General features: G+C 45.2%; 20 protein-coding genes. 2 read left to right on the top strand and 18 right to left on the bottom strand.

Going from position 1 to position 24,361, the window contains the following annotated elements; translation table 11 throughout:
* Positions 1-23 precede the first annotated feature (23 nt).
* Positions 24-656 carry a cAMP-activated global transcriptional regulator CRP gene (gene crp / locus IQO02_RS02520; RefSeq protein WP_004729651.1) on the top strand — a complete coding sequence of 211 codons (633 nt, stop codon included), beginning with the start codon at positions 24-26 and terminating at the stop codon, positions 654-656.
* A 177-nt stretch (positions 657-833) separates the two neighbouring features.
* On the opposite strand, the gene IQO02_RS02525 is transcribed toward crp, so the two are convergent.
* From IQO02_RS02525 to pilM, 18 genes are all read right to left on the bottom strand, one after another.
* Positions 834-1,625, bottom strand: coding sequence for a DUF1338 domain-containing protein (locus IQO02_RS02525; RefSeq protein WP_010435216.1), 792 nt, complete (start codon positions 1,623-1,625; stop codon positions 834-836).
* Between the two features lie 211 nt (positions 1,626-1,836).
* A complete protein-coding gene (astD, locus tag IQO02_RS02530; RefSeq protein ID WP_010435219.1) occupies positions 1,837-3,294 on the bottom strand; it encodes a succinylglutamate-semialdehyde dehydrogenase in 1,458 nt (485 codons plus the stop codon).
* Between the two features lie 39 nt (positions 3,295-3,333).
* Entirely contained in the window at positions 3,334-4,353 is a 1,020-nt protein-coding gene (gene astA, locus IQO02_RS02535; protein ID WP_010435223.1) for an arginine N-succinyltransferase, read from the bottom strand.
* A 107-nt stretch (positions 4,354-4,460) separates the two neighbouring features.
* Positions 4,461-5,672: an aspartate aminotransferase family protein gene (locus tag IQO02_RS02540; RefSeq protein ID WP_010435225.1), complete on the bottom strand. Its 1,212-nt coding sequence runs from the start codon at positions 5,670-5,672 to the stop codon at positions 4,461-4,463.
* A 464-nt stretch (positions 5,673-6,136) separates the two neighbouring features.
* Positions 6,137-6,715: an aminodeoxychorismate/anthranilate synthase component II gene (locus IQO02_RS02545; protein ID WP_010435229.1), complete on the bottom strand. Its 579-nt coding sequence runs from the start codon at positions 6,713-6,715 to the stop codon at positions 6,137-6,139.
* Positions 6,716-6,903: 188 nt separating this feature from the next.
* On the bottom strand, positions 6,904-9,498 hold the full coding sequence (locus IQO02_RS02550) for an ExeM/NucH family extracellular endonuclease (RefSeq protein ID WP_016792192.1): 2,595 nt from the start codon (positions 9,496-9,498) through the stop codon (positions 6,904-6,906).
* Positions 9,499-9,882: 384 nt separating this feature from the next.
* A complete protein-coding gene (gene trpS, locus IQO02_RS02555; RefSeq protein WP_010435234.1) occupies positions 9,883-10,899 on the bottom strand; it encodes a tryptophan--tRNA ligase in 1,017 nt (338 codons plus the stop codon).
* Between the two features lie 176 nt (positions 10,900-11,075).
* Complete coding sequence (locus IQO02_RS02560; RefSeq protein ID WP_016767991.1) at positions 11,076-11,762, bottom strand: phosphoglycolate phosphatase; 687 nt, start codon at positions 11,760-11,762, stop codon at positions 11,076-11,078.
* Between the two features lie 117 nt (positions 11,763-11,879).
* The gene (rpe, locus tag IQO02_RS02565) at positions 11,880-12,554 is read right to left on the bottom strand and encodes a ribulose-phosphate 3-epimerase (RefSeq protein ID WP_010435263.1); all 675 of its coding nucleotides are present in this window, start codon (positions 12,552-12,554) and stop codon (positions 11,880-11,882) included.
* Between the two features lie 200 nt (positions 12,555-12,754).
* Positions 12,755-13,600, bottom strand: a complete 846-nt coding sequence (locus tag IQO02_RS02570) for a Dam family site-specific DNA-(adenine-N6)-methyltransferase (protein ID WP_010435266.1) — start codon at positions 13,598-13,600, stop codon at positions 12,755-12,757.
* Positions 13,601-13,669: 69 nt separating this feature from the next.
* The gene (locus tag IQO02_RS02575) at positions 13,670-15,187 is read right to left on the bottom strand and encodes an SPOR domain-containing protein (protein WP_016767990.1); all 1,518 of its coding nucleotides are present in this window, start codon (positions 15,185-15,187) and stop codon (positions 13,670-13,672) included.
* A gap of 80 nt (positions 15,188-15,267) precedes the next feature.
* Positions 15,268-16,356, bottom strand: coding sequence for a 3-dehydroquinate synthase (gene aroB, locus IQO02_RS02580; RefSeq protein ID WP_010435273.1), 1,089 nt, complete (start codon positions 16,354-16,356; stop codon positions 15,268-15,270).
* 24 nt (positions 16,357-16,380) lie between these two features.
* Positions 16,381-16,899 (bottom strand): shikimate kinase AroK, encoded by a 519-nt coding sequence (gene aroK, locus IQO02_RS02585; RefSeq protein WP_009848907.1) that lies wholly within the window; start codon positions 16,897-16,899, stop codon positions 16,381-16,383.
* Positions 16,900-17,075: 176 nt separating this feature from the next.
* A complete protein-coding gene (locus IQO02_RS02590) occupies positions 17,076-18,767 on the bottom strand; it encodes a type IV pilus secretin PilQ (protein WP_010435279.1) in 1,692 nt (563 codons plus the stop codon).
* Positions 18,768-18,826: 59 nt separating this feature from the next.
* Complete coding sequence (locus IQO02_RS02595) at positions 18,827-19,345, bottom strand: pilus assembly protein PilP (RefSeq protein WP_016767989.1); 519 nt, start codon at positions 19,343-19,345, stop codon at positions 18,827-18,829.
* A complete protein-coding gene (locus IQO02_RS02600) occupies positions 19,332-19,961 on the bottom strand; it encodes a type 4a pilus biogenesis protein PilO (RefSeq protein WP_010435284.1) in 630 nt (209 codons plus the stop codon). Before IQO02_RS02600 ends, IQO02_RS02595 begins: the two co-directional genes overlap by 14 nt.
* Complete coding sequence (locus tag IQO02_RS02605) at positions 19,954-20,568, bottom strand: PilN domain-containing protein (protein ID WP_102282641.1); 615 nt, start codon at positions 20,566-20,568, stop codon at positions 19,954-19,956. Before IQO02_RS02605 ends, IQO02_RS02600 begins: the two co-directional genes overlap by 8 nt.
* On the bottom strand, positions 20,552-21,577 hold the full coding sequence (gene pilM, locus IQO02_RS02610) for a type IV pilus assembly protein PilM (RefSeq protein WP_016767986.1): 1,026 nt from the start codon (positions 21,575-21,577) through the stop codon (positions 20,552-20,554). Before pilM ends, IQO02_RS02605 begins: the two co-directional genes overlap by 17 nt.
* Before the next feature lie 151 nt (positions 21,578-21,728).
* Here pilM and IQO02_RS02615 point away from each other — a divergent pair, with 151 nt between their 5' ends.
* Positions 21,729-24,287, top strand: a complete 2,559-nt coding sequence (locus IQO02_RS02615; RefSeq protein ID WP_010435294.1) for a penicillin-binding protein 1A — start codon at positions 21,729-21,731, stop codon at positions 24,285-24,287.
* The last annotated feature ends 74 nt before the right edge of the window (positions 24,288-24,361 follow it).

The raw sequence follows: 24,361 nt of genomic DNA on the forward strand, positions 1-24,361 counted from the left end.
CCCTGCAGAGGAAGTGAGATATTATGGTTCTAGGTAAACCTCAAACCGATCCAACATTAGAGTGGTTCCTTTCACACTGTCATATTCATAAGTACCCATCAAAAAGTACTTTGATTCATGCTGGTGAAAAGGCAGAAACCTTGTACTACATTGTTAAAGGTTCTGTGGCAGTTCTTATCAAAGACGAAGAAGGTAAGGAAATGATTCTTTCTTACCTAAACCAAGGCGACTTCATCGGTGAGCTAGGCTTATTCGAAGAAGACCAAGAGCGTACAGCTTGGGTTCGTGCAAAATCTCCTTGTGAAGTAGCTGAAATTTCTTTCAAGAAATTCCGTCAACTTATCCAAGTGAACCCAGACATCCTAATGCGTCTATCAGCGCAAATGGCAAACCGTCTACAAGTAACTAGCCAAAAAGTTGGTGACTTAGCGTTCCTTGACGTAACTGGTCGTATCGCACAAACGCTACTAAACCTAGCAAAACAACCAGATGCAATGACTCACCCTGACGGCATGCAAATCAAGATCACTCGCCAAGAGATTGGCCAGATCGTTGGTTGTTCTCGTGAGACAGTTGGTCGTATCTTGAAGATGCTAGAAGAGCAGAACCTAATTTCTGCACACGGTAAAACTATCGTGGTATATGGCACTCGTTAATCTCGATTAACTGAGCCTAAAATTTGAAAGCCACCAAATGCAAATTTGGTGGCTTTTTTGTTTTCTAAAGATCTACAAAGAAAATACGAATGAAACACCTACAGCTTCGAAGCGCAAACACTCTCGAAGCGAAGCCTATCTGCATCTTTAGGGTAAAGTCCGTACTCGTATCTTTCTTTAACCGTTAGTGCTTTCGAAGATCTTGTCAGCCGATGCTGCCACAAAACCGGTATAAAGCTCACCATTAGCCATCGCATAACGCTTAGCGAACTCATAGAAGCCTCCAGGAATCATCTCATTGCCCTCAACAAATGAAACTGGGACTTTATCTGCCATTGTTGATGATTGCTCTAATAAGACCTCTGGAGAGCCTTTAACCTGGCCACCAGATGCATTGATCGTGAAGCCTGATTCGCTCAAATAATCATTCACTGCCTGCACTTCATCAAAAGCATCGAGTTGATTAACGCTCACTGTAAAGTGGTTGGCACCGTAACCATGAGCTGCGAGCCAAGACGCGTATTCACTTTCTTTTGCAAGCACTTGGAAATCTGCGAAGCTCAAGTCCCATAGACGACCACCAAATAAGAATTCATGGCCTTGAAGCTTGCTTACGTCGACTTGCTCAACCAATTTAGCAACGATCTGTTGTAAGTCACTTGAACACTCTTCGACCTTCAACTCACTAATGAACACTTTAGGTTGATTTGGATCTGGGTGCTCGTAATGCTTCGCGACTAGCTTCTTACTCTCAAACAAGTAATCGCCACACGCTTTATAACCTAGCTCAAGGAAAGGCTTAGCCAATGTTTCAATACCTAGCGGAGCAACATTGAAAGTACGCAGTGCAATGTGATCATTAATCAGAGCTTCGTCTTCTTTCAGCAAGTGATGTACTTTCTCAGCCGATGGACAAAGCCTGTGAATGTAATCGTCCCAAAGTGATTTAAAGAGTAGATCGGGCGTCATGGTGACTCCTTGTCAGAGGTTCTAGCAAGCTAGTAATTTGGATTAGAAAGGGAGAGGCTGAGACACAGAGTCAGCAGCCATCAGCCTGTGACATACTTTTCTATTATTATCTACCGCCCAATCTAGGTGTTGGGCGTGATGGAAAAAGGAAGCGATAGCACCGCTTCCTATTTCAAACTTAACGCATAAGCCTAAGACTCATTAGCCTAAATTAAAGCTCAATACCTGGGCTAAACGTTGCCGGAAGTTGAGTTTCGCCACCTTCCATTGAAGCCATAGGGTAAGCACAGTAGTCAGCCGCGTAGTAAGCACTTGGGCGTAAGTTGCCCGAAGCACCTGGACCACCAAATGGAGCATCGCCACTTGCGCCTGTTAGCTGGCGGTTACGGTTAACAATGCCCGCACGGATATGGTCAACAAAGTATTCCCATTCAGAATCATCTGTTGATACTAAGCCAGCAGATAAACCAAAGCGTGTGTCGTTAGCTAGCTCAACCGCTTGCTCTAGCGATTGATAACGGACCACTTGTAGCAATGGACCAAAGTACTCTTCATCCGGCAGTTCAGCAATGTTGGTTGCGTCGATAATACCAGGAGAAACAAACGCCGCTTGACCCGCTTTTGCTTCTACTAGACTTACACCGCCTAACGATTGCAGATTCGCTTGTGCGTCCAGAATGAACTTAGCCGCAGCTTCAGAGATCTGTGGGCCCATGAAGGGTGCTGGCTCAGCGAATGGCTGATCGACACGAATTTTCAAGGTCGCAGCAACGAGCTTATCCAGTAGTTGATCGCCCTTATCTCCTATTGGAACATACAAGCGACGTGCACATGTACAACGTTGACCCGCACTGATGAAAGCTGATTGGATGATAGTGTATACCGTTGCGTCTGCATCACCGTATTGGTCGCTGATCACCATAGGGTTGTTGCCGCCCATTTCTAGTGCCAGCATCTTGCCCGGTTGGCCCGCGAATTGACGATGCAGGATATGACCGGTATTGGCACTACCTGTGAACAGCACGCCATCAAGGCCTTTAGCATCAGCCAGTGCGATACCTGTCTCTTTGGCACCTTGTACTAGGTTAATTACGCCAGCAGGAAGGCCAGCTTCTTGCCATAGTTTCATCGCAAACTCACCCGTCCAAGGTGTCTGCTCTGACGGCTTAAATACCACGGTATTACCCGATAGCAGTGCTGGAACAATATGACCGTTAGGTAGATGACCAGGGAAGTTATAAGGACCAAATACTGCCATTACGCCTAATGGACGATGACGCAGTACAATTTGGTTGCCTGCAGCTTCACGTGAAGCTTCACCAGTACGTTCATGGTAAGCACGAATAGAGATAGCAATTTTGCCCGCCATCGCGCCCGCTTCAGTACGCGTTTCCCAAATCGGTTTCCCCGTCTCTTTTGCAATAATTTGTGCTATTTCTTCGCTGTTCTCTTTAACTTTCTCAGCAAAATTCAACACGATCGCTTCACGCTCGGCAAAGCTCAGTTTTTTCCAAACTAAGAAGGCTTCACGAGCCGCTGCTACTGCAGATTCAACCTGTGCAGGAGTTGCGCTATCACCCTGCCATACTACTTCATTATTGTATGGGCTTACTGATGCCATGGCGTCACCTTGACCTGCCACCCATTGTCCTGCTATCCACTGAGTCATACTTCTATCCTTAAAATCTTCGACAGATAATCGCTGCTCTTACTGAGCTAACATGCGAACGAATTCGCCTTCTTTTACTTCAAGAGCGCTTGCTACTTCAGATGATAAAATCACTGTGTCACTTGCTTGGTCATACGCACCTTTCGCAGCGACTGCGCGGAAGTTCTCGAACGAGGTATTACCAATTAGGAAGTCTTTAGAGCTGGAGTGCTCTGCAATTTTTACTTGAGCACGAATCGCATAACGTACCGATTCAATGTTTCTTAAATCACATTCAACCGTTGGCCCCGCATCAAAGATGTCAACGTAGCCTCGGTTAGTGAAACCTTCACGTTCCAGCAACTTAAGTGCAGGGCGCGTATTATCATGTACCTCTCCGATCACCGCCTGAGCTTCTTTGCTCAGCAGGTTCACATAGATAGGTAGCTTCGGCATTAGGTCAGCAATGAAGCCTTTCTTACCAATACCGGTTAGGTAATCAGCAAGCGTGAAATCAATCGAGAAGAAGTGCTCTTGCAGCCATTGCCAGAAAGGAGAGTTGCCTTCGACATCCGATACACCACGCATCTCAGCAAAAATCGTTTTTGAGAAACGCTCTGGGTGTTCCGCCATGATCAAAAACCGACACTTCGACATCAAACGACCGTTCAAGCCGCCACGGAAATCTGGACGCAAAAATAGCGTACAGATCTCACTGCACCCGGTGTAGTTATTACCGAAAGTCAGTAGCTTAACGACGTTGTTCACGCCTAGCTTTTGTGATGAGTGGACTACTTTGCTGATATGGTAAGAATAAAACGGTACATCCCAGCCAATCGAGGCTTCTATGCCGGTCGTACCCGCCACTTCTCCGGTTTCGGTATCGTAGCCAACCATCAGGTAGCCTTCATCACCGGGCTCGGTCACGTCTTGTTTCGCGAAGCTGTATTCAGAGTGAGTAATACGATTGGTTAACAGTTCTTCGTTAACCGGAAGAGATGTGAATCCATGTCCTGACTCAACAGCGCAGGTATGCAACGCGTCGTAATCAGATAGTTTAATTGGGCGAACAACTAGCATCAATATTCCCTCCAGATGCAAAATAGGCCCAAAACCAGAAGCTTGGGCCTTTAGCAAAACGTCATGGGATCGCTCTAATGGCGATCATTCCGATGACGCCGCTTAGGCTAAACTAGCGTAGCGATTGCTTTGTCTAGTTTTGATAAGCCTTCTTCAATTTCTTGTGTAGTAATAACCAGTGATGGCGTAAAACGAACCACGTTTGCACCCGCAACCAGTACCATCAAGCCTTGTTCGCCTGCCGCTACTAATACGTCACGTGCACGTCCTTGCCACTCGTCATTTAGTGCAGCGCCTAACAATAGGCCTTTACCACGAACTTCACTGAATATTTGATATTTGTCATTAATCTTAGCTAAGCCGTCACGAAACAGCGCTTCACGCTCTTTTACGCCAGCTAAGGTTTCTGGTTGGCTAACGACGTCAACAACCGCTTCAGCAACGGCACACGCTAGTGGGTTACCGCCGTATGTTGAACCGTGCGTACCGACTTTTAGGTGTGTCGCGAGTTCAGTCGTTGTTAGCATCGCGCCGATAGGGAAACCACCACCGAGTGATTTTGCTGTACTTAAGATATCAGGTGTCACACCTAGGCCTTGATACGCATAAAAATTGCCCGTACGGCCATTACCTGTTTGCACTTCATCAAAAATAAGCAGCGCATTGTGCTTGTCACACAGCTCACGAACCGTGTTCACAAACTCAGAGGTTGGAGAGATGATGCCACCCTCACCTTGCAGAGGTTCCATCATGATTGCACATGTGCGATCAGAGATGTGCGCTTCTAGCGCGGCAATATCATTGTAAGGCAGGTGAGTTACATCGCCCGGTTTAGGACCGAAGCCGTCAGAATAAGCTTCTTGACCACCTACAGTTACAGTAAAGAAAGTACGACCATGGAAACCTTGTTTGAATGCAATGATTTCAGATTTCTCAGGGCCATGAACATCTGCCGCCCAACGACGAGCCAACTTCAATGCTGCTTCATTCGCTTCTGCGCCAGAGTTGGCAAAAAATACTTTTTCTGCAAAACATACGTCGGTTAGCTTCTTCGCTAGACGCAGTGCAGGTTCGTTGGTCATCACGTTACTCAGATGCCAAATCTTGTTTGCTTGCTCAGTAACGGCATTCACCATTGCTGGGTGACAGTGACCCAAGCAGCTCACAGCGATACCGCCAGCAAAGTCGATATACTCTCGGCCTTGTTGGTCCCAAACGCGTGCGCCTTCCCCTTTTACCGGGATCATTTCCATTGGGTTATAACAAGGCACCATCACCTCATTAAAAAGACTACGTTCTACATTATTTTCCACTGTCATCGTACATTCCTTCTCGATACCGCAAGCTTCGCAAATAAGCGTAATGGTTCATAAGTGAGATAAAGATATTTTGTCCCGCCATAATCCCGCTGCAGCATTATATTTACATTTAATTAACCTTTTCAATAGTAGATTATTCTTTAGCCATCCCTAACAACCAGCTAAACGCCACTACCTATGACTATTTATGCATCAAACAATCTGTTTTATGAAGCTTTTTTTAACTAAACGTCTATCCATCAACAGCAAAGCCTTACTGGTACAGCGGTATAAGGGGTTCGAGAGGAAATAAGGCGAATAATATTGCATAGACTAAAAACTTAGCCTGAAGAGGGAGAAATGTTATAAAAAGTGATCGGCGTCAGAGGGATGAAGACGCGGCGCGCCCGAATTAAAACGCTTAACAAACGAGGTAATACGTTTAACTGGCTTATTTGAACGAATGAAAAGCCAAATTTAAACACTCAACGCGCTAAGAAGTTAGCAAGAAGCTGGTGTCCTTGCTCTGTTTTAATCGATTCAGGGTGAAATTGGACGGCATCAATCGGCAAGGTTTTGTGTTGATAACCCATGATCTCATCCATACTGCCATCTTCAAACTCTGTCCAAGAAGTGAGTTCAAAGCAGTCAGGGAGCGTACCATTTTTCACCACTAAAGAGTGGTAACGAGTCACAGTCAGAGGATTATTGAGACCTTGAAAAACGCTCTTACCGTTATGACGGATCGGAGAGGTTTTACCATGCATCACTTGTCTGGCTCTCACCACTTCACCACCAAAGACTTGAGCAATGGCTTGATGACCAAGACACACACCTAAGATCGGCAACTTACCCACGAAGTGCTCAATGACTTGCAGAGAGATTCCCGCATCATTCGGCGTACAAGGACCCGGAGAGATAACAAGATGGCTAGGGTTCAGCGATTCGATACCCGCAATATCAATCTCATCGTTGCGAACAACTTTCACAGTGACCCCTAACTCACAGAAATACTGATACAAGTTATAGGTAAAAGAGTCGTAGTTATCGATGATAAGTAACATGGGTCGAAATCGTTTGCTAAATACTAAATGATTGAGAGATATAGGGGCGGTATTGTGCAATACCCATGGCGAAAGGCAAGTGGAAACTGCATTTCGCCAATAATTAAGGCCAACCTAAGTTGACCTTAATTGTTTACAGATAACTTTCAGTTACCTGTATCAGCTGGCTTGCGCAGTTAACGATGTCGCTACTGGCGACGACGCCACATTGCTAAACCAAACAATGACATCAGTGCACCGAAGCCGAAAGAACCGCCTACTCGCAGTTCAAGAACAGCAGGATCATGATCCGATGAACGGAAGTGATCTTGGTACTTAGGTAGGTCAGCTTTGAACTCTTCGTTGTAGTCAAACAACGTCGACTCACCACCATTGATGTGCCAATCGGTCGCATCAACAACCCTATCTTTCAAGCTGTCACTGATCAACAAATGATCCAAGGCACCGACTTCATCATTGTATGAGTAGCTCCAGCTGTTTGGGTGCTTTTGAGCCACAGCATTAATGTAGCCGTAGTTCTTAGTGATCACAGCACCGCTGTCACCAAACTGCTCGACGCCGTCAATGTAAGTGTTACGCGCCGCTTTGATTTTCTTACCGTATTTCTCTTCAGAGTAATCCGTCAGTACCAGCATTGGGTCTTCCATGCCGTACGAGTTCATATCACCCAGAATCACTTTATGGCCTTTAATGCCGTCTAGCGCTTCACCTAATGCAACTGCCGCAGCAACACGGAAGTTCTCACATGAACCTTGCTTATCAGCATCAACACCACCTTGACCGCCCTGCTCGACAGGAGCTGCATCTTCCCAACACTTAGAACCTTTCGATTTAAAGTGGTTGATCGCTACGGTGAGTTTCTCTTTGGTGCCTTTAACTTTAAAGGTTGGCGCCAATGAGTCGCGCTGGTAGTTCTTACCGTCTTCAATCACCTTGCCAGAATCATCTAACACTTCTGGCGCTTGTTGGCTTGGCATCGCGATAACACGGCTGTCTTTAAGCTTAACTACTTTCTTACGGTAAATAACACCTGTTGTAATGACATCAGTACCAATCGAGTCCATCTCGTCGGTCACGCCATCTTCGTTCGAATCGACAGCCACAAAAGTATAGCGGTCTTTCTTGCGCTCAATGCGGTCATTCAGTTGGTTAACAAGCTGCTGAATGGCAGAGCCTTCACCAAAGCCGTTGTTCTCAATTTCCATCAAACCAATAATGTCAGCGTCTAAGCGAAGAATCGCATTCACAATCTTCTCTTGCTGCATCTCAAATTCAGTGATGGTGTTCGCGCCACGATTGTTACCATGCTGATTCGCGTCACCACCAAATGGAGAGTTAAAGTAGTTCAAGACATTAAAAGTCGCGATACGTAGATCACCTTCATCCATATCAGGCTTGTCAGTGCGTGGGTCATTACGTACAAAGTTCTCAGCCGAGATCTGGTTGGTTGTCACTAAGCGGTACTCGCCGTAGCTGTAAGTCAGCACACCTTCTAGGCCAACAATGGTGTCATCGATACGGATGTAGTCTTCCGTCGAACCATCTTGGTCGATATCGGTGCGGCCAAAGTCTGGGTAGAAAGGTACTTGTCCGTCAGCCGCTTTTTGATCGGTTTCAACGAAAAGACGACGGTCTGCGTTATCTTCCGTTTGTTGTTTCGCGTCTTCAGAACCTGCTGCGAAAAGCTGGTTCGGTTGCATGTTAATACGCTCATGCGCCAGTACCATGTTGTTACGACGACCTGCGTAGTCATAACCAAAGGTACGAGTGACACGCATATCAAGCGCTTCCGTCGTTTTCACCAACATGCCTTCGTAGCGTTCAAGCGTTGCAGCGAAGTTCTCATCACTGTCTAGAGCTTCAATCGCAGTTGCTTCAGGCGCTTGTTGTTCGCCCTGTTTTAGCCATTGGTTGTTTTCAACTTTAAGCTGAGTATGGCTGTAGTATTCTTGAACCTTACCTTTCACACACACCACATCGCCCGCAGCTAGTTCTGAACTCGATTGATTGGTGTGAATAAATAGGCCTTCAGAAGTACTTGAATTAAAGTCGTCATCAAGTGCTTGCAGGTAGAAACCTTTGGTTATGCCTGTAGTCACCGCACTCACAACACCTTTGACGAAATACTCATCGTCAGTGATGTATGGGTAGCCATCAACGAACGGCGATGTTGCGCCCTCACCTTGGATCTCTTGAATGGTGGTGAATACTGGGTCAGAACCATCTTGTGTACAAGTGAACGCTTCTGGCAGTTCAACACTGTCTAATGAACCTAGCCCTTCAATGTTGTCTTTTGGTAGCGATACCCATTGCGAAGCATCAAACGTCGCCGAAGGTGTTTGTGTCGCACGAACCAAAGTAACATCTTTGCCCCAGTCTACATCGCCCATCAAACCAACAACATCATGTATCGAACCATCTGAATTCAAAATAGCTAACGGGTCATCACCGTTATGGTTAGCGATAGAAGCATTAATGATGTCAGCTTTCGCTTTAATCTCATCACTCGCACTAGAGTGTGCGACTACCAGTACATCACCGGGCGCTAAAACGTGGCCATCCAAAGGTAAAGTGGCACCCCATGATCCGTTGCCGTTCGCTGACTTAGCCAGTGAATAACCATCTAAATTCATGCTGCTATCGCCGTTATTGGCAATCTCAACCGCTTTGTTGTAGCTGCCGCCTTCCACATATTGTGAAATAAACAAATCAGCGTGTGCACTTGCTGTTAGCAAGCTACCAATTGCCACTGCTAGCAATGAAGGTTTGTGTAAAAGAGCCATCCGTTTCACCTGAGTACATTGATTTATCGTCACTGCCATCTATGGGCAGTCATGTATTTTGTGGTAACTATCAGGTTTATTTATGAAAGGAATAAGTCAGTTGGCAAGAAAATGAGGAACTTATCACTTTGGAATCATCAATTGTTTGGCACGTTATATATTTCCAACACAAATAGAAACGAGCTGAATTTTATAAATTTAAAGACTCATTAACAGGATCGTCTGCACAGCATTAATATGATGAATATGTTAGCTAAATAATGCTTAAATTATCAATTCAAACAAGAGATTTACTGGGAAGGTAAATGGAGCGGGCAATAAAAAGCCCAAAGTAAACAAAGTCACTTTGGGCTCAAATTCTCAAGCGAGTTATTTTAGTTCACTCTATGGGCGAGTTACAAAACCTACCGCTTCGTATGCTTTTTTCAGTGTTACTGCAGCACGCTCAGAGGCTTTTTCAGCACCCGCTTTCATTACTGCATCCATGTAGGCACGATCAGCACGGATACGGTGATATTCAGATTGAATCGGCTCAAGCATCTCAACCAATGCTGCGCCTACATCTTTCTTGAATGGACCGTACATTTCAACGCCTTGATATTGCGCTTCGATCTCTTCAAACGTTTTACCCGTCGCCGCAGAGTACAGACCCATTAGGTTAGAGATACCCGCTTTGTTTTCCCAATCGTGAGCAATACGTGGTGGCGTTTCTGCATCGGTTTGCGCTTTGTTGATCTTCTTGATGATCGACTTAGGCTCTTCTAGCAGAGTAATTACGTTCTTACGGTTGTCATCCGACTTAGACATTTTCTTAGTCGCATCTTGCAGGCTCATAACACGTGCATTCACTGTTGGAATGTAAGGTTCTGGTACTTGGAAGATTGGCGTTTCAGGGCCGTAGATGTTGTTGAAACGAGTTGCGATATCACGCGCTAGCTCTAGGTGTTGTTTCTGGTCGCTACCTACCGGCACCTGGTGAGCACCGTAAAGCAGGATGTCTGCAGCCATCAGAACTGGGTAGTCGTATAGGCCTACGTTTACATCATTTGAGTGACGTGCAGACTTATCTTTGAACTGAGTCATACGGCTCAGTTCACCCATTTGTGTGTAACAGTTAAGAAGCCAACCAAGTTGAGCATGCTCTGGTACGTGTGACTGAACAAATAGCGTGCTCTTCTTTGGATCAACACCGACAGCAAGACAGATTGCTAATGCGTCTAGAGTCGCTTCATGCAGTGCTTTCGGATCTTGGCGAACCGTAATTGCGTGAAGGTCTACAACACAGTATTGGCAATCGTAATCATCTTGCATCTGTTGCCATTGACGTAGAGCACCCAAGTAGTTACCGATACTTAGTTCACCAGATGGTTGAACACCACTCAATACGATGGGCTTGCTCATGGTTTTAATTCCTTTGCTTGTTCGCTAAGCTCGTTAACTTAGTTTCTTAACGTAGTATCTGAAAAACTTAGCTTCTTAACTTTAAAATAGAAAAGCCGCACAGCTCTTCTGTACGGCTCATCCAGTGTACTCATTGATAAGTATTTTGCTAGTAGGTTAGCTAACTTTTGTCCGCTTTATGCTGAAACTAGAACGACATCTAGTAATTGCGCAATGTTGTCTGCGACATAGTCAGGGTTCGATGCTGAAATTGGCTCACCGTGGTTGTAGCCGTAAGTCAGACCAAACGAGTGGCAGCCTGCATTCTTAGCGGCTTTGATGTCGTTGCTTGAATCACCAACCATCAGCATCTCTTCAGCCTTCACATTGTGCTTTTCTAGCAACCAGTTCAGCGCCACTGGGTTCGGCTTTTTCTCTGGGAAAGAGTCGCCTCCCAACACATCAACAAAGTACTTACCGATACCGTGCTGCGCCAGAACGTCTGGTACAAATTTCGAGGGCTTGTTGGTGACAAGCGCCATCGTGAAGCCCGCTTTGTCTAGCTCAGCGAGTGTCTCTTTAACCGATGGGTAAAGGTGGCTCAGCTTATGACCACCCTGCTCGTAGAAATCATCAAACAGGATACGTGCTTTCTTTAGCAGCTCAGGCTCTAGGCTTGGATCAACCGTCAGGTTGCGGCTGAGTGAACGTCCGATAAGAACGTCAGCACCATTACCCACATAGTCGCGAACTTGCTCTTCGCTTACTGAAGGGAAACCCAGCTCCCGACAAGCTTGGTCAGCCGCGACAGCCAAATCCGGTACGCTGTCTAACAAGGTTCCATCCAAATCAAAGGCGATCAGTTTTATTGAGCTTAATGACATCTTACTTTCCTATTTATTATGTTCATCTTACAGGTTGAGCTACAAGACGTAAAAAAGGGGCTAATTAGCCCCTTATTCTAAATTTTTAGTTTGGGTCAACAGACCCTAGTTCTACTTTTATGCGTTAACTTTTGCAAGCTCTGCTCGCATCTCATCAATCACTTCTTTGTAATCCGGTTGATTGAAGATTGCTGAGCCAGCAACGAACATATCAGCGCCCGCTTCTGCAATTTCACGGATGTTATCCACTTTCACGCCACCATCAATCTCAAGGCGAATATCGCGGCCTGACTCATCAATGAGTTTACGAACAGCACGCAGCTTATCAAGAGTGTGTGGAATGAAAGATTGACCGCCAAAGCCAGGGTTCACAGACATCAGTAGAATCATGTCTACTTTGTCCAGGATGTAATCTAAGCAAGACAACGGTGTTGCCGGGTTTAGAACAACACCTGCTTTACAGCCGTGTTCTTTGATCAGCTGTAGAGTACGATCTATGTGCTCTGATGCTTCAACGTGGAAGGTAATCATTGATGCGCCAGCTTTAGCGAACTCAGGTACGATGCTGTCTACTGGCTTCACCATTAGGTGAACATCGATAGGAGCAGTAATACCGTAGTCACGCAGTGCTTTACAAATAGGCGCGCCAAAAGTCAGGTTAGGTACGTAGTGGTTATCCATCACATCAAAGTGCACAACGTCGGCACCGGCTGCGAGTACTTTTTCTACGTCTTCACCAAGACGAGCAAAATCTGCAGACAAAATAGATGGAGCGATTAGAAAATCTTTCATACCTGACCTCTTAAGAGTGAGTAAAATGCGGGCGTCACTGCCTCTATGGCTGGTTCACAAAAGAAACACAGACACACAAGCTATTTAGGGCGTAATTCTACCTAAGCACCTAAGCAGATCCTAGCAGTTCGAAAGATTAGTTTAAGAAAGTATCCGTTGGTCACTCAATTTAATGAGTTTGGCGGTTATTCTGACCAGTACTATTCCGCAGATGCGTGTTGCTGGTTTTTCTCTTTATGGAAAAGCGCCAGTAGCTCATCAACTTTATTACGCCCCGCGCCATTACGGCTGATAGTGCGTTTCACCTTAACCACGTTCAACTCCGCCCCGTGATATAAGCGACGTGTTAACGTCGTATCGTGGTTAGATATCAAAACGGGAATACCGCGCTCCATTGCTGCTCTTTCAGCAACGTCAGCCAAGGCCGCTTGATCATCTAAGCTGAAGCCATTACCTGCATAAGAGGTAAAGTTAGCCGTGTTCGACAACGGTGCGTATGGGGGATCACAATAAACCACGCAGCCTTTACGGGCGCGGCTAAAGGTTTCATGGTATCCCTCACAGACGAAAGTGGCTTTTTTCGCTTTCTCAGCAAAAAACTCCAGCTCGGCTTCTGGGAAGTAAGGTTTTTTGTAAGAACCGAACGGAACGTTAAAGCCGCCCTTCTTGTTGTAACGACACAAGCCATTGAAGCCAAATCGGTTCATATACAAGAAAGCAAGCGAGCGATACATGATGTTATCTGTACCGTTGAACTGAGCTCGAATATCTAGAAAGACTTCTTTGCGGTTGTTCTCAGGGCAGAACCAACGCTTTGCTTCAGTGATGTACGTTTCAGGGTCGGTTTTCAGTAGGTTATATAGGTTGATAAGGTCGGGATTGATATCGGCTAGTAGGTACTGCTCAAAATCAGTGTTCAAAAATACTGAACCAGCACCGACAAACGGTTCTACCAATTTACGAGCAGGTGGCAGGTGACGTTGGATGTCTTCAACTAGGCCATATTTACCACCAGCCCATTTTAGAAAGGCACGCTGCTTTTTCATTTACTGCTCTATCTATCAACTCAAAAATAAGGCTGCGGAATGTAACATATTTTGAGGCTAAGCTCAGGGTTATTTCGCACGTTCTATCTCTCGATGCACTTGATTCATCGATTTTGCCCAAGGTTCCAACTGTTGAAGTGGTTTTGATAATGCACTTACCGCGTCCCGAGCTACTTGAATCGTTGGATAATCTTGATAAGTAATAATAAACCACTTGGTGTCATTACGAAGTGTTGGATAGATACGAACCTTGTCTTCGACTTCATATTCTTCAATAAAAGACTGAACGTCTTCTAATGACGTCATGGCACTCAACTGCAGAGTATAAGCTCGTGGTGAGATAGCTTGTAACTCTTCGCGAGCAAATGAGAAAGTGATCTTTTTCGTCGGAGGATTTGAATTTGTTAGGTCTAACTCTTCATCGATCGAAGGCTGTGACTCTACCTTTTCTGATTCTGGCTGTGGACTAACCGGGTCACCTGTGTTTTCTTCAACAACAGCATCAATCACACTGGTATCGGCACTCTCCGGTTTATCGTCAAGTAGAGCATCAACCACATCAGAGGTAATCACGACACGTTGCTGATCTTGCTCCACCTCTCCAACACTAGCGGTATCTTCAACAACGGTTGGTGGCAGAGATGAACTATCATCATCAGCACCTTGGTAGCTCATGTCAGTTTCGGCTTCAGCACTTAGCGCTCCGTCGACTCCAACCTGTTCGGAACTACTTTCCACTTCAAAGGTTGGGATAGCTGTCTGTTCAATGGGAGCAATAAGAGATTGCGCTTTATCGTCAGGGGTTGGTTGACTGAACATCCACCAATAACCACCACCAATTAAAACCAACATCAAGGCCACCACTATTGCAATGTTGATGGGCGAGCCAATAATTGAGCGAATAATAATCCTTTTTTCCACTTTCAATTCTCCTAAAGCCATTAACTCACCGGGCAGAGGTTGTGCTTTATTAAACGCACGTCGCACGCGAGTTTCAGACTCATCATCTACATATCGAATCACCAGAGATTCAAAGAAATGTTCAGCCTCTGATTGTGAAAGGTCATCGATCTCGAGATCGATAGGCTTGTGTTGCTGACCGTAACTCAGACGTGTTAATAACGTATCTAAGTGGCCACTTTCCGAAAAGAGAACGATATTGATCGTCCATTGAGGGTTTGATTGAGCCTCAAGTACCAACATCCATAATTCGGATACTAATAGCTCTGAGAGTCGGTGGGCATCATCAACAACAATAACCACGTTGCACGAGTCTCCGTCAAGTAACCTAGTAAGGCTATCTGACAAGGAATCATGTTGGTTAAACAGTGGATCAGAAACAATTTGGCTAAGAATAAGCGCTCGATGTTGTTGATCATCTTGGCTCGGATGGCAAAGCAGTAAACACTGATTTTTTTCTGTGGACCACGCTTCAAGATAACGCTGAGCTAACCAAGAACGGCCAGAGCCAGCTTTACCAGCTACCGTCACAAGGTTTGAACCAAAGTTCGTCAAAAGTTGTAAGCGTTCTAGTAGCTCAACTTGAGACTCTAACTCCAATACTCTTAATTCATGAGCCAAACTCATTGGGGATCCCTACTGAATAAGACCGATCAGTAAAACGCTTCAGTTGCCTAGGGTTTAGCTAGGCAACCTCACAACCAAATTTAAAGAGTACGGCAGAAATCAATCGCTTGTTTAATGATGTCCTGAGGCACATCAGCAACCACTTCAGCAGTACCAATACTTGTTGGCAATACCAGACGTAACTGACCAGACAGCACTTTTTTATCTCGCATCATATGCTTCATAAAGTCTTCAAAAGACATGCTTTCTGGCGTATGGATTGGCAGTTTCGCATTCTTGAGTATAGAAATAATTCGCTCAAGTTGCTGCTGAGAAATCAGCCCCTGTAATTGAGCAGTTTTCGCTGCCATTACAGTACCTGAAGACACAGCTTCACCATGTAGCCAATTACCATAGCCTAGTTCAGCTTCGATCGCATGACCAAATGTATGACCTAGGTTCAATAACGCTCTGATTCCTGACTCTTTTTCATCGATAGCAACCACTTCAGCTTTAATTGCACAACAACGAGCAATAGCAGTGATCAGTGCTTGTTCATCAAGTTGATAAAGTTTCTCTAGATTCAGTTCCAACCAATCAAAGAAAGCTTCATCATAAATGATGCCGTATTTAATGACCTCAGCAATACCCGCTGCAAATTCACGCTCAGGAAGTGTGGCTAAACAGTTAGTATCGATGATGACAGATTTTGGTTGGTAAAAAGCGCCGATCATGTTCTTACCAAGAGGATGGTTCACTGCAGTTTTACCGCCTACAGAAGAATCCACTTGAGAAAGAAGTGTCGTCGGGATTTGAATGAAATCAATACCGCGTTGGTAACAAGAAGCAGCAAAACCGACCAAATCACCGATAACACCACCACCCAAAGCAATTACCACCACATCGCGGCTGTAATTTCCTTCAAGCATGTAGCTCATCACTGAATTGAATGTTTCAAGGGTTTTATACTGCTCGCCGTCTGGCAACTCTAAAAGAGAAGTCTGACAACCAACTTGATCCAATAACGATAAAATTTTATCAGCATAAAGGGGCGCTACTGTTACATTACTGATAACAACAACTTTCTGTTTGCCTGATAAAAAAGAAAGGTACGCCGGGTCTTCAAATAACCCGGCGCCAATAGAGATAGGGTAGCTACGCTCAGCTAGATTGACCGTAATCCGTTCCATGGGTTTGCTCTCCGAAAAATGAACTTAACGTTCTTCTAGCATTTTTACGATCTGGTTGGCTACCACTTTTGCACTTTGGTCGTCAGTACGAACTGTGTAGTCCGCCACTTCTTCGTATAGTGCGTTGCGAGATACAGCTAGATCTTCTAGCACATCACGCGGGTTGTCTGTTTGAAGTAGAGGGCGTTTCTTGTCGCGGTTAGTGCGAGCAAGTTGCTTTTCAATTGTTGTCTCTAGGTATACAACAATGCCTCGTGCAGATAGACGGTTACGGTTTTCTTTGCTCAGCACTGAACCACCACCTGTCGCAAGAACAATACCTTGTTCTTCTGTCAGATCGTTGATTACAGATTCTTCGCGCTTACGGAAACCATCTTCGCCCTCAACATCAAAAACCCATGCGATGTCTGCGCCAGTGCGCTCTTCGATCACAGTGTCGGAGTCTAAAAACTCCATATGAAGTTGGGAAGCTAGGTGTCTACCAATTGTACTTTTGCCGGCGCCCATTGGGCCAACAAGAAAAATATTGCGTTTCTCAGCCATGTTTTTAGCAGTAATTTACAACGTTAATTCAATGACATCGCCACAAGGTAGGTCAGTACAAGTACTGAAATTAAAAGGCCCGTGGCACCGATTCCTCACAGATAATTCGTGATAAGACCCGAAATTATCAAGGTTAGGTGCCACTAATGCAACTTTATTTTTAATCTAATTGTTCATTACTGAATCACAACTTTAGGTGTAACAAAAATAAGTAGTTCACTTTTGCCTACATTTTCATAGCTGCGACGGAACAATGCGCCTAAAACTGGCAGGTCGCCCAACAGCGGAACTTTGTCGACAGTACTGCTGACACTATGTTGAAAAATCCCGCCAAGTACGACCGTTTCACCATTATTAACAAGCACTTGCGTTCCTATTCGTTGAGTATCAATGGCCACTGCTTCGCCCGTTCCTGTTTTCACTACCTGCCCAGGTCTATCTTGAGTCACACTCAAGTCCAACACTAAGCGGTTATCTGGCGTGATCTGCGGTGTCACCTTCAAACTTAATACCGCTTTCTTAAATGCGACCGACGTTGCACCACTTGAAGAGGACTCCAAATAAGGAATTTCCGTACCTTGCTCAATATAAGCCGGTTTTTTATTGGTGGTGATTAAGCGTGGGCTCGAAATTATTTCGGCTTTAGATTCTTGTTGTAGCGCTGATAATTCAAGATCGAGCAGCGTATCCGAACCCAACTTAGCAACCTGAAACGCAATACTCGATGCGTTCGGCGATGTTGCCCCTAAATTGACGTTGAGATAATCATCAATCGCACTATTCCCACCATTATCGTCATACGGCGTAATTTGCGATGGGTGGTTGCCTTCAATTGAACCGCCAACGGTGAAGCTTCCGTTGTTTGAGGAAACGCCCCAGCGCACACCAAGCTCATCCAGGTTACCCTCGGTGACAGTTACGATGCGCGCCTCTATCTGAACTTGCTTCACCGGAATATCTAGCGATTCAATGATGCCTCGGATCACCGCAATGTTTTCTTCCAACTCACGAATGAGCATTGAGTTGGTTCGTTCATCAATGGTAATTGAACCTCGATCAGACAACATACTCACCGCACCTTCACCGCCAATCATGTCGGCAATGTCGGTCGCTTTAGCAAAGTTGATTTTGATGATTTCAGATTTGAGTTCACCCAACTCCTCTTCTAAACGCGATTTCTCGAGCGCTTGCTGCTCTCGAAGATCGAGTTCCGCTTTCGGTGCGACCAAGATAACGTTGCCATCAACACGTTTATCTAAGCCTTTAACTTGCAAGATAATATCGAGAACTTGCTGCCAAGGTACGCCATCTAAACGTAAAGTTAGGTTACCTGCCACCGAATCAGATACGACTAGATTGAAATCATTGTAATCGGCAATCAGCTGCAAGACATTTCGTACCGGGATATCTTGGAAGTTAATCGATATCAGTTTGCCCTCTTTTTCTAAGATACTTTTCTCAATCGCAGCTTCATCGATCTTAGGCTGACTCACAACAACCTCAATAAAACGTCCTTTGAGGTTGTACTCATATTGGTAGTCATTGGAGATGTTTGCCAACAGCCGAGTGCTCGGCAACTCCCTAAAGACTTCAATCCCCTCAACTAAAGTCGCAAAGTCCTTTACGTCCAGTAGGTACAGTTTATCGTCGTCAACCTGAGTATTGATCAGTTCAATACTCAACCCTTCTTGCACTCGCTGAACATCGACAACCGCAGTAGTCGTTGCCAGTTCAATAATGATGACCGCTTCTTTGTCCTTGTTGACCCTGAAATCAATATTCTCCAGCTTGTTGGAGGTCTCTGCATGACTCATCACCGTAAAAAACAACACCACCGACAACACAATGCCTTGCAGCCCTCTGTTCATTGTCTCACTTATTCCTTTAATCATAGTTACATCTCATATCCACATCATGTGACATTGGTTTACTTCAGAGCCAGCCTAACGTTGCGCTTGTGCCAACAACCTAAGCCATCTGGAAGAGTTTCATTAATCAGAACGTACTGGCTTGTTACCTTGGTAACTCGACCATTGTTTAAGCCGATGAACTGACCTTTCTTAACATTCACAACGTTACCTATAGGCGTCTGCACAAGGCCAAATACACTTGAGTCACTTCCCATTACACCTTTTAAACGCAACTGATTTAGCGGGTACTTTTCTAATTTTCCATTACGAGCACGAGTACTGGGCTGCCAACAGTTTTTTTTAACCAGAGGTTGATTCTGCACAATAGCTTCCTGAGGAAGTTCAAAAGGAGGACGAAAAGCTCGGCGTTGATAAGTGGCAGCAGCAAACTCAGAGGCAGGAACAAGCTGTTCCACCTCTTTCCTCGCCTTGACCTCAACTTGCACAACAAAGTCTTCTAACGAATCCTCATTTGCTTTGCAGCCCGACAATAAAAGTAATAACAAGATCGAATAAAGCGTGTTACTGGGTTTCATCATTCACCTCCGACTTAAACTGGTAGGTATAAGCGCGAACCCTAAAGTGCAGCGTGCTACTTTCTTGACTGACTCGCTGCCAGTTCACATCATCAAAGCTAATAATTCGTGGCAGCTTAGCGATGGCCGCCGAGAAATCACCAATCTCATGGTAGTCACCCGTCAACTCGATATTGAGAGGTAACCGATACAGAAACGCTTTGTTTTGCTTCTGCCCCCAATCAATCCGTGTAAACGTCAGCTTGTTATCCAAGCCAAGTTCATTCACTGAGGCCAACATGCTGGCCAGCTCCTTTTGAACCGGTAGTTGCTCTAACAAGTAGTCGTAACGGCTAGTTAATTCATCTAACTGACTCTGCAACTTAGGCAAGGCTGCAACCTTATTGGCCTTTATTCTCAAGGTCGCTTTTAAGGTTTGCTCTTGTTGTTTCATTTTCTGTAGCTCATCGTCCAAAGGCAGAATATAGAGCCAAGTCCCTAATCCTTGGATAAGCACCATCAACAACAGAATCACCAGTAATTGAGGCAGTAACGGCCATTCGGTGATTTCATCAACATCAAGATCTTGCAAGCTCATCCTATTTTGCCAACTAATCCTATTTTGAAGGTTAGCCATGATTCGCCCCCTTCTCTTTTATGTTCGCAGTTGTGCCCTCTGCGGTTGTGTTTTCTAAAGAAACAGGGCTAAACACAAAAGAGACCTTGAAGCTCTGAAACTCTTTATTGAAGCGCTTACGGTTATGAACAATAGAGTGCATCTCAACTTCTTTAAGAGAGTCAGAACGTTCTAGGTTGTCCAACATGGTGGCTAGACGAGCGGTGCTGTCGCTGATGCCCGACATTTCAATCTCCTGACCATTCATCTTTATCTTGTCGACATACACGCCCTCAGGAATCAGCTCCGGCATCAGGTTCATAAAGTCGGTGGTTTTATTGCGCCCGAACTGTAAAGACTCCACGACAGCAAGTCGTGTAAGGATGGCTTTGTGCTCTTGCTCTGCGACTTTTAATGACTGGATTTGTCGGTCGAGCATTGCGATGTACTTATCGAGATAACTGAGGCGCGCTTGCTGCTTGGCTTGTTGGTCATGAAAATAGTGTCCCACCGCCCATTGCCCGGCAAGCGCAATGATGACGCCAAGAATGACCAGATGAATGAAACGCTTTTTATGCTGAGCGCGAATCTCATCACGCCACGACAACAGGTTAATTTGATGCAACATGCTTTTCTCCCTGCCACTTGAGTCCACTCATCGCCATGCCTGCTGCAATACCAAAATGTTGCCAATCCATGGGTAATCGACGTTTTTTCGCGACCTTATTCTCAAACAAAGATAGGGGGTTCAAAGACTCACAACTTAACTGAAAATGTCGCTCTAACTCTTCAACGACCATCGGCATACTTGCTCCTTCGCCCATTAGCCAAATTCCTGAGATAGGTTGAAGCGCATTGACCGATGAATAGAGCTGTAACTGACGCTTGAGTTTTTCAATCAAATTGACAATAAACTTATGCTTCTCCTCAACGTTACTAAACCCACCCTCCATATCCATCGAGTTACCCGTACTGCAAAGATCTTGAATGCCAAAGGCAATATCTTTATAAAATGGCGCTGAACCTTGGGGAATAATGCCTAATGAAGTTTGATCAACGCCAACATCCACCAACAGCCAATTCTTTTTTTCTGGATACAAATGCGAAGCCAATTGCCAAATGTTGAGTAAACCATGGGCCTGAGTGTCGACAACGATGGGCTTAAACCCTGCTTTCGTTAGCGCGTCAGCTCGGCTATCAACCACCTCTTTACGAGTCGCATACACTTGATAGCTGCTTGTTGCTCCTTTACCAAATCGTTTGTCTTCTAGCTTTACAAAATCTAAACTCAGCTCCTCGATAGGAAAGGGAGATTGATGAGCAAAGGTTTGATAGATCGAGAACTCCTTTTCTCTATCTTCTAATTCGCTCTCTATTTGCAGTACTTTGCTGATCACCGTGTTATCCGGTACCGAAATAGCGACGTTGCGGCTTCCAAAAGGCAGCCCTTTCCTAAGTTCTTTGAGTTTCTTAACAGTTTTCTGATACTCCAAAGTATGGTTAGCTGTAAAAATGTCGTCCGAAATCGGCAGCTCTTTGTATCCCACCAGGGCATACGACTCCCCAACGGGTTTTAGTACCACGGCTTTGATGCTGTGGTGATTTATATCTATACCTGTAATTAATGATGAACCCATGTGACCTAGCTCCTGAAGTGCCAAGCATTTCGTTGATTATCTAGGGGTTGTGATTATTAGTTAAATAAGCGTTAATAAACGAAAGCTAAGTTTTTAACCTAGAGTACAAGGGTTTGCTGCTTATCAGCCTTAACTAATCAGGGATTATCCGGTGAAGTTCATAAAGCGATTATTCATATTTACATTGGTTTGCATGATTCTTGGAGTCAGTACAATTTTCGGGTTTTATTATTACGTAAAACCAGAGTTGCCTGATGTTGCCACTTTGCGTGACGTAGAACTCCAAACGCCAATGCAAGTCTTCAGTCAAGACGGTAAATTGATCTCTCAATTTGGTGAAAAACGTCGTAACCCAGTCACTTATGACGAGATCCCTCGCCACTTAATTGAGGCTCTGATTGCCACCGAAGACAGTCGTTTTTACGAGCACCCAGGTATTGACCCAATCGGTATTACTCGTGCAGCGATCGTGGTTGCGATGTCGGGTTCAGCAAAACAAGGGGCGAGTACCATTACTCAGCAACTTGCACGTAATTTCTTCTTATCTAATGAGAAGAAGATCATGCGTAAAATCAAAGAGATCTTTATTGCGATCCACATTGAACAGCTGCTAAGTAAAGAAGAGATCATGGAACTGTACGTGAACAAGATTTTCCTTGGTCATCGTTCATATGGTTTCGGCGCCGCAGCTCGTGTTTACTTCGGTAAAGACCTTCCAGAACTAACACTCAGTGAGCTCGCTACGCTTGCTGGTATGCCAAAAGCACCGTCAACCATGAATCCTATTTACTCGGTAGAGCGCGCAACTCATCGTCGTAACGTTGTATTGCGTCGTATGTTAGACGAACAGTACATCACTCAAGAAGAGTACGATGACGCTCGCAGTGAAGAACTTATCTCTAAGTACCACGGTGCCGAAATTGAACTCAGTGCACCGTATGTTGCTGAAGTCGCACGTGCTTGGATGGTTGAGCGATACGGTGAAGCCGCTTACACATCAGGTATGAAGGTTTATACGACTGTTGATTCAAAGCTGCAGAAAGCCGCAAACCAAGCTGCGATTAAAAACCTACTTGGTTATGATGAGCGTCACGGTTACCGCGGTGCTGAAAAAGTGTTGTGGCAAACTGAGCAATCGGCTTGGGAGCATGAACAAATCGTTAAGCACCTTAAATCTCAACCAACCTATGGCGACCTAGTCCCAGCAGTGGTTACGGCCGTCGATGCAAAAAGCGCACAAATCTGGGTTAAGAACCAAGGTGAAGGCTCTATCGAATGGCAGGGTATGAATTGGGCGCGTAAATTCCTAACCGACAACCGCCAAGGACCTGCGCCTTCTCAAGCAAAAGAGATTCTGGCTGTTGGTGAACAAATTTGGGTTCGCCATGAAGCAATTACAGGCGACGAAGTATCTGAAGAGCCTAAAGAAGAATCAGCGATAACTGAACCTGCAAAACCTGTTGTATGGCGACTAAGCCAAGTACCCAATGCGAATACCGCTTTTGTTGCAATGAATCCAAATAACGGCGCGGTATTGTCGATGGTCGGTGGTTTTAACTTTGTTCACAACAAATTCAACCGCGCGACGCAATCTATTCGTCAAGTCGGTTCTGGTATCAAACCATTTATTTACTCGGCGGCGATTGATAAAGGCTTAACGCTGGCATCACTGATCAACGATGCGCCTATCAACCAATGGGATAAGAGCCAAGGTACGGCATGGCGACCAAAGAACTCACCACCGACATACGTGGGTCCTACGCGTTTACGTATTGGCTTAGCTCAATCTAAAAACGTAATGGCTGTCCGTGTACTACGTGAAGTGGGGTTGGATGACACTCGTAATTACCTAACTCGTTTTGGTTTTGATATTGATGAAGTACCTCGCTCAGAAACTATTGCTCTAGGTGCTGGCAGCTTAACACCAATGAAAGTAGCGCAAGGTTACTCAGTATTTGCGAATGGCGGCTACTACGTAGAGCCTTTCTACATCAGTCGTATTGAAACGCCATTTGGTGAAATTGAATTTGAAGCGACACCAAAAGTGGTGTGTAAGGATAATTGCGAGCAGAACGTCGCTACAGACCCAATGGCCGATGAGTTTGCAGAGCAAGATGTTGACGCGAAAGTACAATACGCGCCTCAAGTTATCTCTGAGCAGAACGCTTTCCTTGTTCGTGAAATGATGTACAGCAACATCTGGGGTGGCGGAGATTGGAGTGCTGGTACTGGTTGGAACGGTACAGGCTGGCGTGCTCAGCCATTGAAGCGTCGTGACATTGGCGGTAAAACTGGCACCACTAACGATTCAAAAGATACTTGGTACAGCGGCTACGGCCCAGGCATGGTTGCAACGGTATGGGTGGGTTTTGATAACCACAACCGCAACCTAGGTAGAACCAAAGCGAACTCAAACCTTGGCAAGAACCAGATTACAGGTGCAGAAGCTGGTGCTAAAACAGCAGAGCCTGCATGGGTAGATTTCATGGGTACAGCGTTAGCTGGCGTGCCAGCACAACGTAAAGAACTTCCGGAAAACATCATCCGTGTTCGTATCGACCGCGAAACTGGCTTACTGACAAACAAGTTCGATAGTTCATCAATGTTCGAGTACTTCGAGAAAGGCACAGAGCCAACCGAATACATCACTGAACGTTTCAATGACATCTACTCAACATCATCAGGTGAAGCCGTAGAAGAGCTGTTCTAACTAGGGTTTGTTGAACCTAGCAACATGAACCAACAAAAAGGGTTGATATGAATTCATATCAACCCTTTTTTATA

Source organism: Vibrio sp. OPT24 (assembly GCF_015163545.1).
Classification (GTDB): Bacteria; Pseudomonadota; Gammaproteobacteria; order Enterobacterales; family Vibrionaceae; genus Vibrio; species Vibrio cyclitrophicus.

What these genes read in the sequence shown, in the direction of transcription:
- crp (WP_004729651.1), top strand. Translation starts at nt 24, where the DNA reads ATGGTTCTAGGTAAACCTCAAACCGATCCAACATTAGAGTGGTTCCTT.
- IQO02_RS02525 (WP_010435216.1), bottom strand. Translation starts at nt 1,625, where the DNA reads ATGACGCCCGATCTACTCTTTAAATCACTTTGGGACGATTACATTCAC.
- astD (WP_010435219.1), bottom strand. Translation starts at nt 3,294, where the DNA reads ATGACTCAGTGGATAGCAGGACAATGGGTGGCAGGTCAAGGTGACGCC.
- astA (WP_010435223.1), bottom strand. Translation starts at nt 4,353, where the DNA reads ATGCTAGTTGTTCGCCCAATTAAACTATCTGATTACGACGCGTTGCAT.
- IQO02_RS02540 (WP_010435225.1), bottom strand. Translation starts at nt 5,672, where the DNA reads ATGACAGTGGAAAATAATGTAGAACGTAGTCTTTTTAATGAGGTGATG.
- IQO02_RS02545 (WP_010435229.1), bottom strand. Translation starts at nt 6,715, where the DNA reads ATGTTACTTATCATCGATAACTACGACTCTTTTACCTATAACTTGTAT.
- IQO02_RS02550 (WP_016792192.1), bottom strand. Translation starts at nt 9,498, where the DNA reads ATGGCTCTTTTACACAAACCTTCATTGCTAGCAGTGGCAATTGGTAGC.
- trpS (WP_010435234.1), bottom strand. Translation starts at nt 10,899, where the DNA reads ATGAGCAAGCCCATCGTATTGAGTGGTGTTCAACCATCTGGTGAACTA.
- IQO02_RS02560 (WP_016767991.1), bottom strand. Translation starts at nt 11,762, where the DNA reads ATGTCATTAAGCTCAATAAAACTGATCGCCTTTGATTTGGATGGAACC.
- rpe (WP_010435263.1), bottom strand. Translation starts at nt 12,554, where the DNA reads ATGAAAGATTTTCTAATCGCTCCATCTATTTTGTCTGCAGATTTTGCT.
- IQO02_RS02570 (WP_010435266.1), bottom strand. Translation starts at nt 13,600, where the DNA reads ATGAAAAAGCAGCGTGCCTTTCTAAAATGGGCTGGTGGTAAATATGGC.
- IQO02_RS02575 (WP_016767990.1), bottom strand. Translation starts at nt 15,187, where the DNA reads ATGAGTTTGGCTCATGAATTAAGAGTATTGGAGTTAGAGTCTCAAGTT.
- aroB (WP_010435273.1), bottom strand. Translation starts at nt 16,356, where the DNA reads ATGGAACGGATTACGGTCAATCTAGCTGAGCGTAGCTACCCTATCTCT.
- aroK (WP_009848907.1), bottom strand. Translation starts at nt 16,899, where the DNA reads ATGGCTGAGAAACGCAATATTTTTCTTGTTGGCCCAATGGGCGCCGGC.
- IQO02_RS02590 (WP_010435279.1), bottom strand. Translation starts at nt 18,767, where the DNA reads ATGAACAGAGGGCTGCAAGGCATTGTGTTGTCGGTGGTGTTGTTTTTT.
- IQO02_RS02595 (WP_016767989.1), bottom strand. Translation starts at nt 19,345, where the DNA reads ATGAAACCCAGTAACACGCTTTATTCGATCTTGTTATTACTTTTATTG.
- IQO02_RS02600 (WP_010435284.1), bottom strand. Translation starts at nt 19,961, where the DNA reads ATGGCTAACCTTCAAAATAGGATTAGTTGGCAAAATAGGATGAGCTTG.
- IQO02_RS02605 (WP_102282641.1), bottom strand. Translation starts at nt 20,568, where the DNA reads ATGTTGCATCAAATTAACCTGTTGTCGTGGCGTGATGAGATTCGCGCT.
- pilM (WP_016767986.1), bottom strand. Translation starts at nt 21,577, where the DNA reads ATGGGTTCATCATTAATTACAGGTATAGATATAAATCACCACAGCATC.